The sequence below is a fragment of the Variovorax sp. Root434 genome, assembly GCF_001426595.1.
Classification (GTDB): domain Bacteria; phylum Pseudomonadota; class Gammaproteobacteria; order Burkholderiales; family Burkholderiaceae_C; genus Variovorax.
The window spans coordinates 188,540-202,772 of the sequence record NZ_LMEK01000001.1; the positions used below are offsets into that span (position 1 = coordinate 188,540).

At 67.0% G+C, this 14,233-nt stretch carries 12 protein-coding genes; 2 read left to right on the forward strand and 10 right to left on the reverse strand.

Annotation, left to right across the window (positions count from 1 at the left end; translation table 11 throughout):
* Positions 1–136: 136 nt before the first annotated feature.
* Positions 137–1,132 carry a bile acid:sodium symporter family protein gene (locus ASD05_RS00875; protein ID WP_056586336.1) on the forward strand — a complete coding sequence of 332 codons (996 nt, stop codon included), beginning with the start codon at positions 137–139 and terminating at the stop codon, positions 1,130–1,132.
* A gap of 4 nt (positions 1,133–1,136) precedes the next feature.
* Here ASD05_RS00875 and ASD05_RS00880 read toward each other — a convergent pair whose 3' ends face one another.
* The 10 genes from ASD05_RS00880 to ASD05_RS00925 all read right to left on the reverse strand — a co-directional run bounded on the left by ASD05_RS00880 (position 1,137) and on the right by ASD05_RS00925 (position 13,415).
* A complete protein-coding gene (locus ASD05_RS00880; RefSeq protein ID WP_056586339.1) occupies positions 1,137–2,798 on the reverse strand; it encodes a Na/Pi cotransporter family protein in 1,662 nt (553 codons plus the stop codon).
* Positions 2,799–2,862: 64 nt separating this feature from the next.
* Positions 2,863–3,717, reverse strand: a complete 855-nt coding sequence (locus ASD05_RS00885) for a phosphodiesterase (protein ID WP_056586343.1) — start codon at positions 3,715–3,717, stop codon at positions 2,863–2,865.
* Complete coding sequence (locus tag ASD05_RS00890; protein WP_056586346.1) at positions 3,714–4,775, reverse strand: ABC transporter ATP-binding protein; 1,062 nt, start codon at positions 4,773–4,775, stop codon at positions 3,714–3,716. Before ASD05_RS00890 ends, ASD05_RS00885 begins: the two co-directional genes overlap by 4 nt.
* Complete coding sequence (locus ASD05_RS00895; RefSeq protein WP_056586349.1) at positions 4,765–5,565, reverse strand: ABC transporter permease; 801 nt, start codon at positions 5,563–5,565, stop codon at positions 4,765–4,767. The genes ASD05_RS00890 and ASD05_RS00895 overlap by 11 nt, the downstream gene beginning before the upstream one ends.
* A 13-nt stretch (positions 5,566–5,578) precedes the next feature.
* A complete protein-coding gene (locus ASD05_RS00900; RefSeq protein ID WP_056586352.1) occupies positions 5,579–6,400 on the reverse strand; it encodes an ABC transporter permease in 822 nt (273 codons plus the stop codon).
* 256 nt (positions 6,401–6,656) lie between these two features.
* Entirely contained in the window at positions 6,657–7,667 is a 1,011-nt protein-coding gene (locus ASD05_RS00905) for an ABC transporter substrate-binding protein (RefSeq protein WP_007830241.1), read from the reverse strand.
* A 43-nt stretch (positions 7,668–7,710) separates the two neighbouring features.
* Positions 7,711–8,730 carry a LacI family DNA-binding transcriptional regulator gene (locus ASD05_RS00910; protein WP_056586354.1) on the reverse strand — a complete coding sequence of 340 codons (1,020 nt, stop codon included), beginning with the start codon at positions 8,728–8,730 and terminating at the stop codon, positions 7,711–7,713.
* 145 nt (positions 8,731–8,875) lie between these two features.
* Positions 8,876–9,394, reverse strand: a complete 519-nt coding sequence (gene lspA / locus ASD05_RS00915; RefSeq protein WP_056586357.1) for a signal peptidase II — start codon at positions 9,392–9,394, stop codon at positions 8,876–8,878.
* The gene (gene ileS / locus ASD05_RS00920) at positions 9,394–12,246 is read right to left on the reverse strand and encodes an isoleucine--tRNA ligase (RefSeq protein WP_056586360.1); all 2,853 of its coding nucleotides are present in this window, start codon (positions 12,244–12,246) and stop codon (positions 9,394–9,396) included. The genes lspA and ileS overlap by 1 nt, the downstream gene beginning before the upstream one ends.
* A 131-nt stretch (positions 12,247–12,377) precedes the next feature.
* Positions 12,378–13,415 carry a bifunctional riboflavin kinase/FAD synthetase gene (locus ASD05_RS00925; protein ID WP_056586362.1) on the reverse strand — a complete coding sequence of 346 codons (1,038 nt, stop codon included), beginning with the start codon at positions 13,413–13,415 and terminating at the stop codon, positions 12,378–12,380.
* Between the two features lie 165 nt (positions 13,416–13,580).
* On the opposite strand from ASD05_RS00925, the gene ASD05_RS00930 reads away from it, so the two are divergent.
* A complete protein-coding gene (locus tag ASD05_RS00930; protein WP_007830252.1) occupies positions 13,581–14,141 on the forward strand; it encodes an HNH endonuclease in 561 nt (186 codons plus the stop codon).
* The last annotated feature ends 92 nt before the right edge of the window (positions 14,142–14,233 follow it).

Consider the following 14,233-nt stretch of genomic DNA (forward strand, 5'->3'; position numbering starts at 1 on the left):
CCGAAAATTGCCCCCAGGGCGCGAGGAGCACGCGCCGGGCTCCGCGAAGTGGCGACGAGATTCATGCGCGGAAATCACACATTCCCTTGCTGAGTCGGCCTGCGCGCTTGCGGCGCGTGGCGCCCAGGTTCCATTCATGTCCCGCTCCCGCTTCCTTCCCGACAACTTCACCTTCGCGCTGCTCTCGGCGGTGACCCTTGCCAGCTTGCTGCCCGCGAGCGGGAAGCTGGGGCATCTCTTCGAGCTGCTCACGAGCACTGCCATCGGCCTGCTGTTCTTCCTGCACGGGGCCAAGCTGTCGCGCGAGGCGATCATGAACGGCCTCATGCACTGGCGGCTGCACCTGCTGGTGTTCGGCAGCACCTTCGTGCTGTTTCCCGTGCTCGGGCTGGCACTCAAGCCGCTGCTGTCGCCACTGGTGACGCCAGGGCTCTACACCGGCGTGCTCTATCTCTGCGTGCTGCCGGCCACGGTGCAATCGGCGATCGCCTTCACGGCCATGGCGCGGGGCAACATGCCCGCCGCCATCTGCAGCGCATCGGCGTCCACCCTGCTGGGCGTGTTCATCACGCCGGTGCTGGTCAATCTCGTGGTGTTGCCGAATGGTGGCCATGCGAGCTCGTCGCTGGATTCGATCGGCCGCATCCTGCTGCAGCTGATGGCGCCGTTCGTGCTGGGGCACCTGCTGCGGCCGTGGATCGGCAAGTGGATACAGCGCCGCGCCGCGGCGCTGAAATTCGTCGACCAGGGCTCGATCCTGCTGGTCGTCTACACGGCGTTCAGCGCGGCCGTGATCGAGGGCCTGTGGAAGCAGGTGCCCGCCCATGCGCTGGTCGGGCTGCTGGTGGTGTGCGCGGTGGTGCTGGGGCTGGCGCTGAGCCTCACGACCCTGCTGGCGCGCAAGCTGGGTTTCGACACGGAAGACGAGATCACGATCGTGTTCTGCGGCTCCAAGAAGAGTCTGGCCAGCGGGATACCCATGGCCAAGGTGCTGTTCGCCTCTCACGCGGTGGGCGCGATCGTGCTGCCGCTGATGCTGTTCCACCAGATGCAGCTCATGGTGTGCGCCGTGCTGGCGCAGCGGTACGCGCGGCGCGGGCGCGAGGCGGCCCTGTTGAAGACCGCCGAGTAAGACGCTACCCCTCGATCTTCCCGAGCCGCGATTCCCTGAGCCGGCTGGGCGCCAGCGCCCCTGCCGACTCGAGGATCGGGTACGCGATCGAGCAGATGTGCGAGTTGATGCGCTTTAGGTCGCTGATCAGGTCGATGTGCAGTGAGCTCGTCTCGATGCTCAGCGTGGTGCGGTCCGACAGCCGGTCGAGGTGGGTCGTCGCATAGGCCCGTTCCAGGTCGCGAAAGCGCATCTTCTCTTCCAGGAGCTTCTGCGCGTCCCGCACGTTGCCGTTCAGGAACACGCTCATGCTCAGCCGCAGGTTGGCCACCAGCCGCCCGTGCAGCTCGACGATCTCCGCCATGCCGGCCTGCGAGAAGTTGCGCTGCGGTTTGATCTTCTTGTCTTCCACGTCGATGATCACGCGCTCGATGATGTCGCCGATCTGCTCCATGTTGATCGTGAAGCTGATGATGTCGGTCCAGCGCCGGCTTTCCTCCTCGCCCAGCGCCTCGCGCGAGATGCGGGTCATGTAGTACTTGATGGCCGAGTACAGCTGGTCCACCGTGTCGTCGAGCTGCCGCAGCTCCTGCGCGAGCCGCAGGTCGTTGTGGCGGATCACGTCCAGCGTGCCGATCAGCATGGTCTCCACGATGTCGGCCTGGTGCAGGGCTTCGCGCGCCGCATTGGAAATGGCGAGCGACGGCGTCGACAGCGCCGAAGGATCGAGGTGGTGCGGCCGCGTGGTGCCGGCCGGCTGCTGGGGCACCGGCAGGACGCGCGTCACCAGCCTGGCGACCCACTGCGTGAGGCCGATGAACCCCACGCTGATCACCACGTTGAACGCCAGGTGGAACAGCACCACGCCATGCGTCTGGTTCGGCAGCTCCGGCTGCACGTAGCGGATCCACAGTCCGATGAAGGGCGCGACGATGGCCACGCCCAGTGCCTTGAACAGCAGGTTGCCCACCGTCACCTGCCGCACCGACACGGCCGACTTGGCCGTGGTCAGCACCGCCAGCAGGCCGCTGCCGAGGTTGGCGCCAAGCACCAGGCCGAGCGCCACGTCCAGCGGCACCACGTTCGATGTGGCCATGGCCGCGACCAGCAGCACCACCGCGAGGCTCGAATAGGCCACGATGGCCAGCACCGCGCCGACGGTGATCTCGAGCAGCACGTCGCTGCTGATCGACGCGAGCAGTGCGCGCACGGCCGGCGAGGAGAACAGCGGCTCGGTGGCCTCCACCACCAGCTGCAGTGCCAGCAGCATCAGCCCGAGCCCGATCAGCACGCGGCCGATGCGCCCCGCCATGGAGGCTGAGCGGCTGATGAACAGCACCACGCCCACGAAGATGAACATCGGCGAGAGCCAGGAAAGGTCCGCCGAGAAGAGTACGGAGATCAGTGCGGTGCCCACGTCGGCGCCCCGCATCACCGCCAGCGCCGCCGGCAGCGTGACCAGGCCCTGCCCGACGAAGGACGAGGTCATGAGCGAGGTGGCGGTGCTCGACTGCACCAGCGCCGTCACGCCGATGCCCGAGAGGGCGGCCGTGAAGCGGTTGCGCATGCTCTGCACGAGGATCTTGCGCAGGTTGGCGCCGAACACACGCAACACACCGGTACGGACCAGGTGCGTGCCCCACACCAGCAGGGCCACGGCCGCCAGCAGATTCAGGAGATGCTTCATGGGGGGCGGGTTCTGTCCTTTTCGTTTTGGTTCGTTTCGCCCCCATTTTCCACAAGCGGGCGCTTCAGTCGATCAGGGCTCCGTTGTCGTGGAAAGGATAAGGGCCTTCGAAGCTGCCGGAGGCCGCCAGGTGGGTGATCAGCCGGCGCCCGCGCGCGGACCAGGCGTGCACCCGGAAAGAAGGCGGCTCGAGCGTCCAGGCCGATTCGGCGTCGGGCGCGAGGTCGAGGCAGACCTGGTGGGCCTGCGCCGGAGAGGTCGAGGCAATGGTGCCGCCGAAGCGCACGTCGATGGCGCGGTGCAGATGGCCGCAGATGATGCGTTCGACGTTCGGGTGGCACGAGATCAGGGCTTCGAGCGCGTCGGCGCCCTGTAGCAGGCCGATCTCGTCCATGTGGCCGATCAGCGTTTCGAAGGGCGGGTGGTGCATGGCGACCACCACGGGCTCGCCGCGGCAGGCGTCCAGCTGCGCTTCGAGCCAGCCCAGGCGCTTCTTGCACAGCGAGCCATGGCTGGCGCCGGGCACGCAGGTGTCGAGCGTGAGCAGCCGAAGGTCGCCGACGCGCACCGAGTATTGGATGAAGCCGTCGGTGTCGGCGCCCGTGCCGAGATAGGCGTGGCCGGGGAAGCTGCGGCGCAACTGGTCGCGGTCGTCGTGGTTGCCCGGCATCAGGTAGACCGGCATGGTCAGCGGGGCCAGCAGGCGGGCAAGGTGCTCGTATTCGGCGGCACGGCCGAAGTCGGTCAGGTCGCCGGTGATGACCACGGCATCGGGCTGCTGGCGCAGCGCCAGCACCGACTGCACGGCGCGTTCGAGGTACGGCGCGGTGTCGATGCGGCCATAGGCCAGCCGGCCCGGCTCGCGGATGTGCAGGTCGGTCAGCTGGACCAGGAAGGTGTTTTCTGCTGTTGTCGTCATGCGCTGTTCTCCTGCGACGTCATCAGGCGGTCGGGGTGGATGTGAAGGCCCACCGCGTCGCCCGGTCCGAATGGATTGTCCCGCCCCACGTCGGCCATCAGCACGGGCTGGTCTTGAACACGCAGGTGCAGCTGCACGCGGTCACCGAGGAAGGTGCGGCGTTCGACGGTGGCGGCGCCCCAGCCTGGCAGGGGCGCACCGACCTCGATGTCTTCGGGCCGAACGAGCAGCGTCGCATGGCCCCGCCACGCCGACGGGCAGGGCAGGGCTGACCCTCCGAGTCGGACAACGCCTTGCGCGATGGCATCGGCCTCGCGCTCCAGCCGGTTGACCCGGCCCAGGAACTCGGCGACGAAGGGATGCGCGGGCGCGCGGTAGAGGTCTTCGCCGCGGCCCACCTGCACGATGCGGCCGGCGCGCATCACGGCGAGGCGGTCGGCGATGGCCAGCGCTTCCTGCTGATCGTGCGTGACGTGGATGGCCGTGATGTGCAAGCGGCGCAGCAGTTCGGCCAGCTCGTCGCGCAGCGATTCCTTGAGCTTGGCGTCGAGCGCGGCCAGCGGCTCGTCGAGCAGCAGCACGCGCGGGCGCACGGCCACCGCGCGCGCCAGGGCCACGCGCTGGCGCTGGCCGCCGGAAAGCTCGGCGGGGCGCTTGTTCTCCAGCCCGCCGAGTCGCACGAGGTCGACCAGCTCGCCGACGCTGCGCTTTTCTTCATCGGGCGCCACGCCGCGAATGCGCAGCCCGTAGCCGATGTTGGCCGCGACCGTCATCTGCGGAAAGAGCGCATAGCTCTGGAACACCATGCCCACGCCGCGGTGCTCTACGGGGCGCTGCGTGACGTCCTGTCCGCCGAACACGATGCGGCTGCCCGCGTCGGGCGATTCCAGCCCGGCGATCAGTCGCAGCAGCGTGGTCTTGCCGCAGCCCGAGGGGCCGAGCAGCGCCAGCACTTCGCCGGCTTCCACGTGCAGGTCGGTGGGCTGCAGGCCGCGTGTGCCGTCGGCGTAGGTCTTCGCACAGTTGGCGATATCGATGGGAATGCGTTCAAGTTCCATGGCGTTTCTGCATCAGGTTGGCAAGGTACTGCAGAGCCCACAGCACCGGAAGAATGACGGCGAAGAAGACCAGCGTGTAGGCCGATCCGATCTCGATGCGCATCGAGGCATAGCTGTCGGCCAGGCCCACGGGCAGCGTGCGCGTGAGCGGCGTGTGCAGCATCCACGTGAGGTTGAATTCGCCCACCGAGAGCGTGAACACCATCAGGCTGCCGGCCACGATGGCCGGGAACACCGCGGGCACGAGGATGCCCATGAAGCGCTGGCGGAAGTTCGCACCCAGCGAGCGCGCGGCCTCCTCGAGCGCGAGCAGGTCATCGCGCTGGAAGGCCGAGCTCACGGTGCGCACCATGAACGGCAGCGTGAACACCATGTGGCCCACGAGGATGAAGGCGAAGCTCTGGCGGAAGGCGGTGAGCTGGCCATAGGCGAGGATCAATGCGAGCGCCGTCGCAAGGCCCGGCACCGCGACCGGCAGCGTCAGCAACTCCTCGAAGACGCGCGCCGTGCGCGAGCGGCTGCGTGCCAGCGCATAGGCACAGGGCACGCCCAGCAGCACGGTGCCGATGACGCAGGCCACGGCCAGTGCGAGCGACCAGCCGACAGTGCCGCCGTAGTTCTCCCACACCTCGCCGAGCCAGCGCAGCGTGAGGCCGCTCTTGAGGCCGGTGCTGTAGTTGTTGACGAGGCCCGCCATCACCGACAGCAGCATCGGCGCGATCATGAAAAGGCTCACGATGACCGTGACGGCGAGCAGGAAGGGCGCTTTGGCCTGGGTATTGGTTCGCATGGTGCGTGGGCTCTCAGCGTGCGACGGGATTCGCGCCAAAGCGGCGCGCCACGAACAGCACCAGCCATGTCACGATGCCCAGCGAGATCGACAGCGATGCGGCAAGCGCGAAGTTGGCGTAGTTGGTGAACTCGTTATAGATGGTGATCGGGATCACCTCGAACTTGCTGGCCAGCGTGAAGGCCGTTCCGAAGGCGCCCATCGAGGTGGCGAAGAGGATGGCGCCGCAGGCCAGCGTGGTGGGTGCAAGCTCGGGCATCCACACGTCGCGCGCCACGCGAAGCCGCGAGGCGCCGAGCGAGCGTGCGGCTTCTTCGAGCTGCGTGTTTATCGATTCGGCCGCTGCGGCGTAGGTTGCGATGGCGCGCGGCAGCGAGAAGTACAGGTATGCCAGGAACAGCCCGAGCAGGCCGTAGGCGAAGGTGATGCGCTCGCCGAAGAGGCTGTCGCTGAGGTCGGCCACCACGCCTTGCCGGCCGCCCAGCAGGATCACGAAGAAGCCGATGATCACGCCCGGGAACGAAAGCGGCAGCGTGAGCAGCGAAAGCAGCACGCGCTTGCCGACGAAGGCATGGCGCGCGAGGTAAATACCGACGGCCGCGCCCAGCACCAGCGTGGCCAGCGTCACGGCCACCGAGAGCGCGACGGTGTTGGCCATGCTCGTGAGGTAGCGCGCGTCGGTCAGCACGGCGAAGTAGGTGGACCAGCCCTTGTCGGCGGGCAGCGTGAGAAGACGCACGACCGGCAGCAGCCAGAAGGCCGCGAAGAAGGCGGCCGCGGGTGCCGCGCAGGCCAGCAGGCGCCAGCGTGGGTTCCAGGAGGTGTCGGACTTCATCTCAAATATCGCCTCGCGTTGTGTTTCGGGGTGATTTGTTCAGGGCGCGTGCACAGGCCGCCGGGTACTCCCCTCCGCGAATGTCCCCCGCTTCGCTCCTCCTTTATTTCGCTGCGGGGAGCACCCGACGCCCTGTGCACGATCACGCCGGCGGGGTGCCTTGCGCAGCGAAATAAAGGAGGAGGCCGCAGGCCGGGGGACATTCGCGGAGCAAGGTACCCCGTCGGCGTGATCGCGCCCTGAACAACGGACCGACTTAGCGCACTTCCTTCAAATACTCATCAGAGAAGGCCTTCTGCGCGGCAGCCATGCGCCCGTAGTCCACGCTCTTGGCGCGCGCGTATTCGCTCGCCGGCAGGAACTGCGCTTCGATGTCCTTCGGCATGGCGCTCGCGCGCACCGGCCGCAGATAGGCCTTGGCCCAGATCGCCTGGCCTTCGTCGGACAGCGTGAAGTCGAGCACCTTCTTCGCATCGGCCGCGTGCGGGGCCTTGGCGACCAGGCTCATGACGTAGGGCACGGCCAGCGTGCCTTCGCTCGGGATCACGAAGGCGACGTTGGCCTTGTCCTTGTACTTGGCGCGGTAGGCGTTGAAGTCGTAGTCGAGCAGGATCGCGATCTCGCCCGACAGCACGCGCGCATACGAGGTCTGCTTCGGCACGATGGGTTCGTTCTTCTGCAGCGCCTTGAAGTAGTCGATGGCCGGCTTGAAGTTGTCGAGCGTGCCGCCGCGTGCTTCGTTCACCGCCACCGCGCCGACGTAGCCCACGAAGGCCGAGGCCGGGTCGAGGTAGCCGATCAGGCCCTTGTATTCGGGCTTGAGCAGGTCGGCCCACGACTTCGGGATCGGCTTGCCCTTGAGCGCGTCGACGTTCACCATGAAGCCGAGCGTGCCCGAGTGGATGGTGAACCAGTTGCCGGCCGGGTCCTTCAGGCCGTCGGGAATGTCTTTCCACGCGGCGGGCTTGTAGGGCTCGACCACGCCGTCTTTCGCGGCCTGCACCGCGAAGGTCACGCCGAGGTAGGTGACGTCGGCCACGGGGCTGGCCTTCTCTGCGACCAGCTGCGCGAGCGACTGGCCCGAGTTCTTGTTGTCGGCCGGCACGGTGATGCCGGTCTTGGCCTTGATGGCCTTCAGCTGCGTGCCCCAGTCGGCCCATTCGGTCGGGCAGTTGTAGCAAATGGCGGTCTGGGCCATGGCGCTGCCGGCGGCGAGCGCGGCGGCCAGGATGCCGAGACGAGCCAGGCGGTTGAAGCGAAGTGACATGGTGGGACTCCTTGGATGGATGTGGTCGGAGAACGAGGGGAGGTCAGGGAATCGCGGCGTTGTTGTTCTCGCGCGCCGAAGCGCACGACTCGCCGTCTCGGAAGGCATGGGGAAGCAGCAGGCTCGCGTCGGGCTGCAGCGTCGCGCCCCCGGCGATGGCCGGGATCAGCAACTCGACGCTGTGGCGGCCGATGTCGCTGTTGGGCTGCGCAATGGTGGTGAGCGCGGGCGTGAGGTCTTCACCGAGCGCGATGCCGTCGAAGCCGACCACGCTGAGGTCGTGGGGCACCGCGAGGCCGCTCAAGTGCGCGGCGCGGATGCTGCGGATGGCCAGCAGATCGTTCGAGCAGATCAGTGCGGTGGGGCGGCGGCGCGCCTGCAGCTGGCGAGAGAGCGCATCGACCGCGGTTTCGACGAAGGGCACTTCGATCAGCGCGGGCGCGGCGAGCCCGGCTTCGGCCATGCCTTTGCGGTAGCCGCGATAGCGCTGCTGCGCACGGTCCGACGCGGCGAGCGTGCCGCTTACCATCGCGATGCGGCGATGGCCCAGCAGCACGAGGCGCGCGACCGCATCGGCCACGGCGCCTTCGCTGTCGACCGACACGCAGGGATGGTCCGCATGGCGGTTGTAGGCCAGCACGTAAGGCACCCCCGCCACCTGGAGCCGGGGCAGCGCGGCCGACGTCGAAGGATTCGACACCACGAGGATCAGCCCGTCGACATTGCCGGCCAGCAGCAGTTGCACCGCGCGTTCTTCCTCGTCGAGCCGGTAGCCCGTGGTGACGGGAATGATCGCGTAGCCGCCCGCGATGGCCGCGCGCGCGATGCCCTGCAGGCACTCGGCGAAGGTCGGGTTGAGCAGTGTGGGGAGCACCACGCCGAGCACGCGGCTGCGCTGGGTGCGCAGCGTGCGCGCGCTGGCGTTCGGCACATAGTGGAGCTCCCGCGCCACGCGCTCCACAAGTTCGCGGGTGACGGGCGTCACCTTGTCGGGAAAGTTGAAGGCCCGCGACACGGTGGCCACGGAGACCCCGGCTTTGGCTGCAACGGCTTGAATGCTCATCGTGCGGTGTTCATGTAATCGATTACATTGGACCGCCGCAGTATGACTTTGTTATGACATTGCGAGAAAGCGGGGAGAAACCCTCGGACTTTCGCGAGGGGGCGGACCCAAATAAGAAGGGGGCCCGTAGGCCCCCTGAGAAAAGTTACTTGCCCCGGCGAACCCGCCGGATCTCGTCCAGGATCAGGCAGATGGCGCCCAGCGTGATGGCGCTGTCCGCGGCATTGAAAGCAGGAAAGTACCAGTTGCCGGCGTGGAAGCTCAGGAAGTCCACGACATAGCCGTGCATCATCCGATCGACCACGTTGCCGATGGCGCCGCCCAGGATGCAGGCCATCGAAAACGAGAACAGCTTCTGCCCGGCATGCGAGCGCAGCATCCAAACGATGAACACAGCAGCCGCCACGCCGATGGCGGTGAACAGCCAGCGCTGCCATCCCGAGTGGTCCGCCAGGAACGAGAAGGCCGCCCCCGTGTTGTGCGCGCGCACGACGTTGAAGAAGCTCGTCACGTAGGTCGCGTCGCCGAGCTTGTAGTAGCCCAGGATCAGCGTCTTGGTGAACTGGTCGATGATCACGATGATCACCGCCAGCCCGAGCCAGGGCCAGATGCTGCTGCTGCCGCCGCGTGAACGCGATGCCGACATGGAACGTGCCGCCGCCATCAGGCAACGCTCCGCGATTCGCCGGCGCCGAACAGGTTGCTCGTGCAACGGCCGCAGATCGTGGGATGCGCGGGGTCGTGGCCCACGTCGTCGCGGTAGTGCCAGCAGCGCTCGCACTTCTGCGCGGCGCTCGGCGTGACCACGGTCGACAGCGCATCACCACCGGCAGCCAGTTCGATGGCCGAGGCGATGAAGACGAACTTCAGGTCCTCGCCCAGCGTGCCCAGCAGCGCGAAGTCGTCGGCCGGTGCCGTCAGCTGCAGGTTGGCCTGCAGCGACGAGCCGACCTTGCCTTCGGCGCGCACGGCTTCGATGTCCTTGTTCACCGCGTCGCGGATCTCGCGGATGCGCGTCCACTTGGCGAGCAGGGCTTCGTCAGGTGCGGGGAACTGGCTGTAGGTCTGCGCGAAGATCGATTCGCCCGGCTTGCCCGTGCCCACGATCTTCCACGCCTCTTCGGCCGTGAAGCTCAGGAACGGCGCCATCCAGCGCAGCATGGCTTGCGAGATGTGCCACAGCGCGGTCTGTGCGCTGCGGCGCGCCAGCGAGCCCGGGGCCGTCGTGTAGAGGCGGTCCTTCAGGATGTCGAGGTAGAAGCCGCCCAGGTCTTCCGAGCAGTAGATCTGCAGCTTGGCCACCACCGGGTGGAACTCGTACACCTTGTAGTGCGCGAGGATCTCGGCCTGGAACTGCGAAGCGCGCGCGAGCGCATAGCGGTCGATCTCGAACAGCTGGTCGAGCGGCACCGCATCCTTCTGGATGTCGAAGTCGCTCGTGTTCGCGAGCAGGAAGCGCAGCGTGTTGCGGATGCGGCGGTACGCATCGACCACGCGCGCCAGGATCTTGTCGTCGCCCGCGATGTCGCCGGAGTAGTCGCTCGCGGCCACCCACAGGCGGATGATTTCCGAGCCCAGCTTGTTGCTGATTTCCTGCGGGTCGATGCCGTTCTTGAGCGACTTGCTCATCTTGATGCCCTTGGCATCGACGGTGAAACCGTGCGTGAGCAGGCTCTTGTAGGGCGCGCGGTCTTCCAGCATGCAGGCGATCAGCAGCGACGAATGGAACCACCCGCGATGCTGGTCATGGCCTTCGAGGTACAGGTCGGCCTCGGGGCCGGTGTCGTGGTGCACCGTGGGGTGCGTGCCGCGCAGCACGTGATAGAAGGTCGAGCCCGAGTCGAACCACACCTCCAGGATGTCGGTGCTCTTGGTGTAGTGCGGCGCGTCTTCGGCGCCGAGGATCTCCTCGACCGTGACGCGGCTCCAGGCCTCGATGCCGCCCTTCTCGACGATGTCGGCGGCCTGGTCGAGGATTTCCATGGTGCGCGGATGCAGCTCGCCCGAATCCTTGTGCAGGAAGAACGGGATCGGCACGCCCCAGTTGCGCTGGCGGCTGATGCACCAGTCGGGACGCCCGGCGATCATGTCGTGCAGGCGCGCCTTGCCGTTCTCCGGATAGAAGCTGGTCTCTTCGATGGCGTCGAGCGCGGTCTGGCGCAGCGTCTTGGGCGCCTTGTCCTTGGTGAACACGCCTTCGCCCTCGTCCATGCGCACGAACCACTGCGCGGCCGCGCGGTAGATCACCGGCGTCTTGTGGCGCCAGCAATGCGGATAGCTGTGGGTGATGGTCTCGGTGGTCATCAGCCGGTTGGCGTCGCGCAGCGCGGCAATGATCACCGGCACGGCCTTCCAGATGTTCTGGCCGCCGAACAGCGGGAAGTCGGGCGCGTAGCTGCCGTTGCCCTGGACCGGGTTCAGGATGTCGTCGTACGCCACGCCGTGGGCGATGCAGGAGTTGAAGTCGTCCACACCGTAGGCGGGCGAGGAGTGGACCAGGCCGGTGCCGTCGGTGGCGGTGGCGTAGTCGGCCAGGTACACGGGCGACAGGCGCTTGTAGCCGGCATCGACGTCATAGAGCGGGTGTTCGAATTCGAGCCCGCCGAGCGCCTCGCCCTTGACCGTGGCCAGCACCTTGCCGTCGAGCGCGTAGCGCGTCATGCACATCTCGACCAGCGAGTTGGCCAGGATCAGCAGGCCGCGCTCGGTGTCGACCAGTGAGTACTCGAGCTCGGGGTTCAGGTTGATCGCCTGGTTGGCCGGGATGGTCCACGCGGTGGTGGTCCAGATCACGGCGAAGATGTCGCCGAGGATCGTGTGGTCGGTGCCGAAGGCCTTGAGCACCTTCTCGCGCTCGTGCGCCTTGAAGGCCACGTCGAGGGTCTGGCTCTTCTTGTCGGCGTACTCGATCTCGAATTCGGCGAGCGAGGAGCCGCAGTCGAAGCACCAGTACACGGGCTTCAGGCCGCGGTACACAAAACCGCGCTCGATCACGCGCTTGAACGCGCGCAGCTCGCCGGCTTCATTGGCGAAGTCCATCGTCTTGTACGGATGGTCCCATTCGCCCAGCACGCCCAGGCGTTGGAAGTCGGCCATCTGCTGGGCGATCTGCTCCGTGGCGTAGGCGCGGCTCTTGGCCTGCATCTCGTCGCGGCTGAGGTTGCGACCGAACTGCTTTTCGATGGCGTTCTCGATCGGCAGGCCGTGGCAGTCCCAGCCGGGCACGTAGAGCGCGTCGAAGCCTTCGAGCTGGCGCGCCTTGGTGATCATGTCCTTCAGGATCTTGTTCACCGCGTGGCCCATGTGGATCTGGCCGTTGGCGTAGGGCGGGCCGTCATGCAGGATGAACTTGGGGGCGCCGTGGCGGGCGTCGCGCAGGCGGTGGTAGCGGCCCTCGTCGTTCCATTCCTTGACCCAGCCCGGCTCGCGCTTGGGCAGGTCGCCGCGCATCGGGAAGGGGGTGTCGGGCAGGTTCAGCGTGGAACGGTAGTCGGTGGAGGTGGCAGCGTCAGACATGTTGGGGTGCGAAACAGGGGCTTCGACAGGCTCGGCCCGAACTGCCCGGAGAAAAAAGGAGCGCGTCGGTGCGGAAGGTAAAGCCGTTCGCCCTGAGCTTGTCGAAGGGCGGCAGCACGGTGCGTGCAGGGCTAAATTCGATCGCGCGTGGTCTGGCGGTGGGTTTCGGCGTGGGTCGATGCAAAGAACGCACGTGCGTCGCGCCCATCCTTCGCGATGCCCGCAGTGAGGGCTTCGAGGCTGGTGTAGCGCAATTCGTCGTGCAGTTTGTGCAGGAGTTCCACGCGGACGATTTTACCGTAGGCCCCTTCGGCGCCCAGATGCGAGGGCCACTCAAGGCAATGCGTCTCCAGCAGAACCCGGCCGGCGTTGACGTCGTTGGCGTCCAGCGAGGGCCGCACACCGAGGTTGGCCACGCCCGGCAGCGGCTGGTCGGCCAGGCCGTGGACCAGCACCGCGAAGATGCCGCTGGCAGCCGGCTTCCAGTGCTTGAAGCGCAGGTTGAGGGTGCGAAAACCGTCGTCCTTGCCCGGCGCGGAGGCGCCCAGCGCGCGGCCCAGCTTGCGGCCATGGACCACGTGGCCCGAGATGGTGTACGGGCGCCCCAGCAGCGTGTGGGCGTCGGCCATGCGGCCTTCGGCCAGCGCATCGCGCACGGCCGAGCTGGAAACGCGCAGGCCATGCACCTCGTAGCTGTTCATGCGCGCGACGTCGAAGCCGCGGGCCTCGCCGGCCGCGTCGAGCATGGCGTAGTCGCCGGCCCGTTTGGCACCGAAGCGGAAGTCGTCGCCCACCAGCACGTAGCGCGCGCCCAGGCCGTCGATCAGCACATTCTGGATGAACGCCTCGGGCGACTGGGACGCCAGCCGGCCGTCGAACGGCAGCACGATGGTCTGGGCCACGCCGCAGGCCGCCAGCTCGGTCAGCTTGTCGCGCAGCGTGCCGATGCGCGCCGGCGCCAGGTCGGGTTTCCTGGTGACGGCGGCGAAATAGTCGCGAGGGTGCGGCTCGAAGGTGAGCACGCAGCTCGGCAGCCCGCGGTGGCGGGCCTCGGTCTGAAGCAGCGCCAGCATGGCCTGGTGGCCACGGTGGACGCCGTCGAAATTCCCGATCGTGAGGGCGCAGGCCGGAGCTACGCCCGGGTGCCGGAAGCCGCGAAAAACCTGCATCGGTGAGTATCTTTTTGATAGCGCCTTTCGCCCGTCGAATGGGCGAATCAGGCCGATTTGTCACAAAGCCGGTATATTGTGACGCAGTGCGTGGTCTGAAGTGAGTCCCCGATGCACCCCGAGTCTCTGGTCTCTGCGTGGTTTTCTCGTTTCGAGGAGTCGTGTGTGAAGGTCTTGAAGCTGTCGGCCCAAGGGCTGCCCCAGTCATGGATTTCGCTGGAACAGGCGGTGATCCACTACGCGGCGGACGAAGTTCGCTGGGAAGTGGGCGCGCAGGTGGCGGTGTTTCGTGGCGGCCACAACGCGATCACGGGCGAGCAGTCGCAGATCGCGATCAACAGCATCATCGGCACCAAGGGCGTGCCGCGCATCAATCCCTTCACGCAGCGGCCTGGGCTCACCAACAGCAAGCTGTTCTCGCGTGACCGCAACGTTTGTGCTTACTGCGGCGGGCATTTCCATGAAGACGAGCTCACGCGCGAGCACATCATCCCGTTCGCCCAGAGGGGCATCGACACCTGGATGAACGTGGTCACGGCCTGCAAGCCGTGCAACCACCGCAAGAGCAGCCGCACGCCCGAGCAGGCGAACATGCCCTTGCTCTACGCGCCCTACGTGCCCAGCCTCTGGGAAGATTTCATTCTGCGCAACCGCCGCATCCTGGCCGACCAAATGGAATTCCTGATGGCGCACCTGCCCCAGAGTTCGCGGCTGCACGACGGCTAGGCCGCTGCGCTTCGCGCCAGACTGCTCCCACGCGCATCCGCTGCGCCCTCCGACCAGGCGCACCGTCGTTTTGCCGAACATGGCGGAACTTC

What these genes read in the sequence shown, in the direction of transcription:
- ASD05_RS00875 (WP_056586336.1), top strand. Translation starts at nt 137, where the DNA reads ATGTCCCGCTCCCGCTTCCTTCCCGACAACTTCACCTTCGCGCTGCTC.
- ASD05_RS00880 (WP_056586339.1), bottom strand. Translation starts at nt 2,798, where the DNA reads ATGAAGCATCTCCTGAATCTGCTGGCGGCCGTGGCCCTGCTGGTGTGG.
- ASD05_RS00885 (WP_056586343.1), bottom strand. Translation starts at nt 3,717, where the DNA reads ATGACGACAACAGCAGAAAACACCTTCCTGGTCCAGCTGACCGACCTG.
- ASD05_RS00890 (WP_056586346.1), bottom strand. Translation starts at nt 4,775, where the DNA reads ATGGAACTTGAACGCATTCCCATCGATATCGCCAACTGTGCGAAGACC.
- ASD05_RS00895 (WP_056586349.1), bottom strand. Translation starts at nt 5,565, where the DNA reads ATGCGAACCAATACCCAGGCCAAAGCGCCCTTCCTGCTCGCCGTCACG.
- ASD05_RS00900 (WP_056586352.1), bottom strand. Translation starts at nt 6,400, where the DNA reads ATGAAGTCCGACACCTCCTGGAACCCACGCTGGCGCCTGCTGGCCTGC.
- ASD05_RS00905 (WP_007830241.1), bottom strand. Translation starts at nt 7,667, where the DNA reads ATGTCACTTCGCTTCAACCGCCTGGCTCGTCTCGGCATCCTGGCCGCC.
- ASD05_RS00910 (WP_056586354.1), bottom strand. Translation starts at nt 8,730, where the DNA reads ATGAGCATTCAAGCCGTTGCAGCCAAAGCCGGGGTCTCCGTGGCCACC.
- lspA (WP_056586357.1), bottom strand. Translation starts at nt 9,394, where the DNA reads ATGGCGGCGGCACGTTCCATGTCGGCATCGCGTTCACGCGGCGGCAGC.
- ileS (WP_056586360.1), bottom strand. Translation starts at nt 12,246, where the DNA reads ATGTCTGACGCTGCCACCTCCACCGACTACCGTTCCACGCTGAACCTG.
- ASD05_RS00925 (WP_056586362.1), bottom strand. Translation starts at nt 13,415, where the DNA reads ATGCAGGTTTTTCGCGGCTTCCGGCACCCGGGCGTAGCTCCGGCCTGC.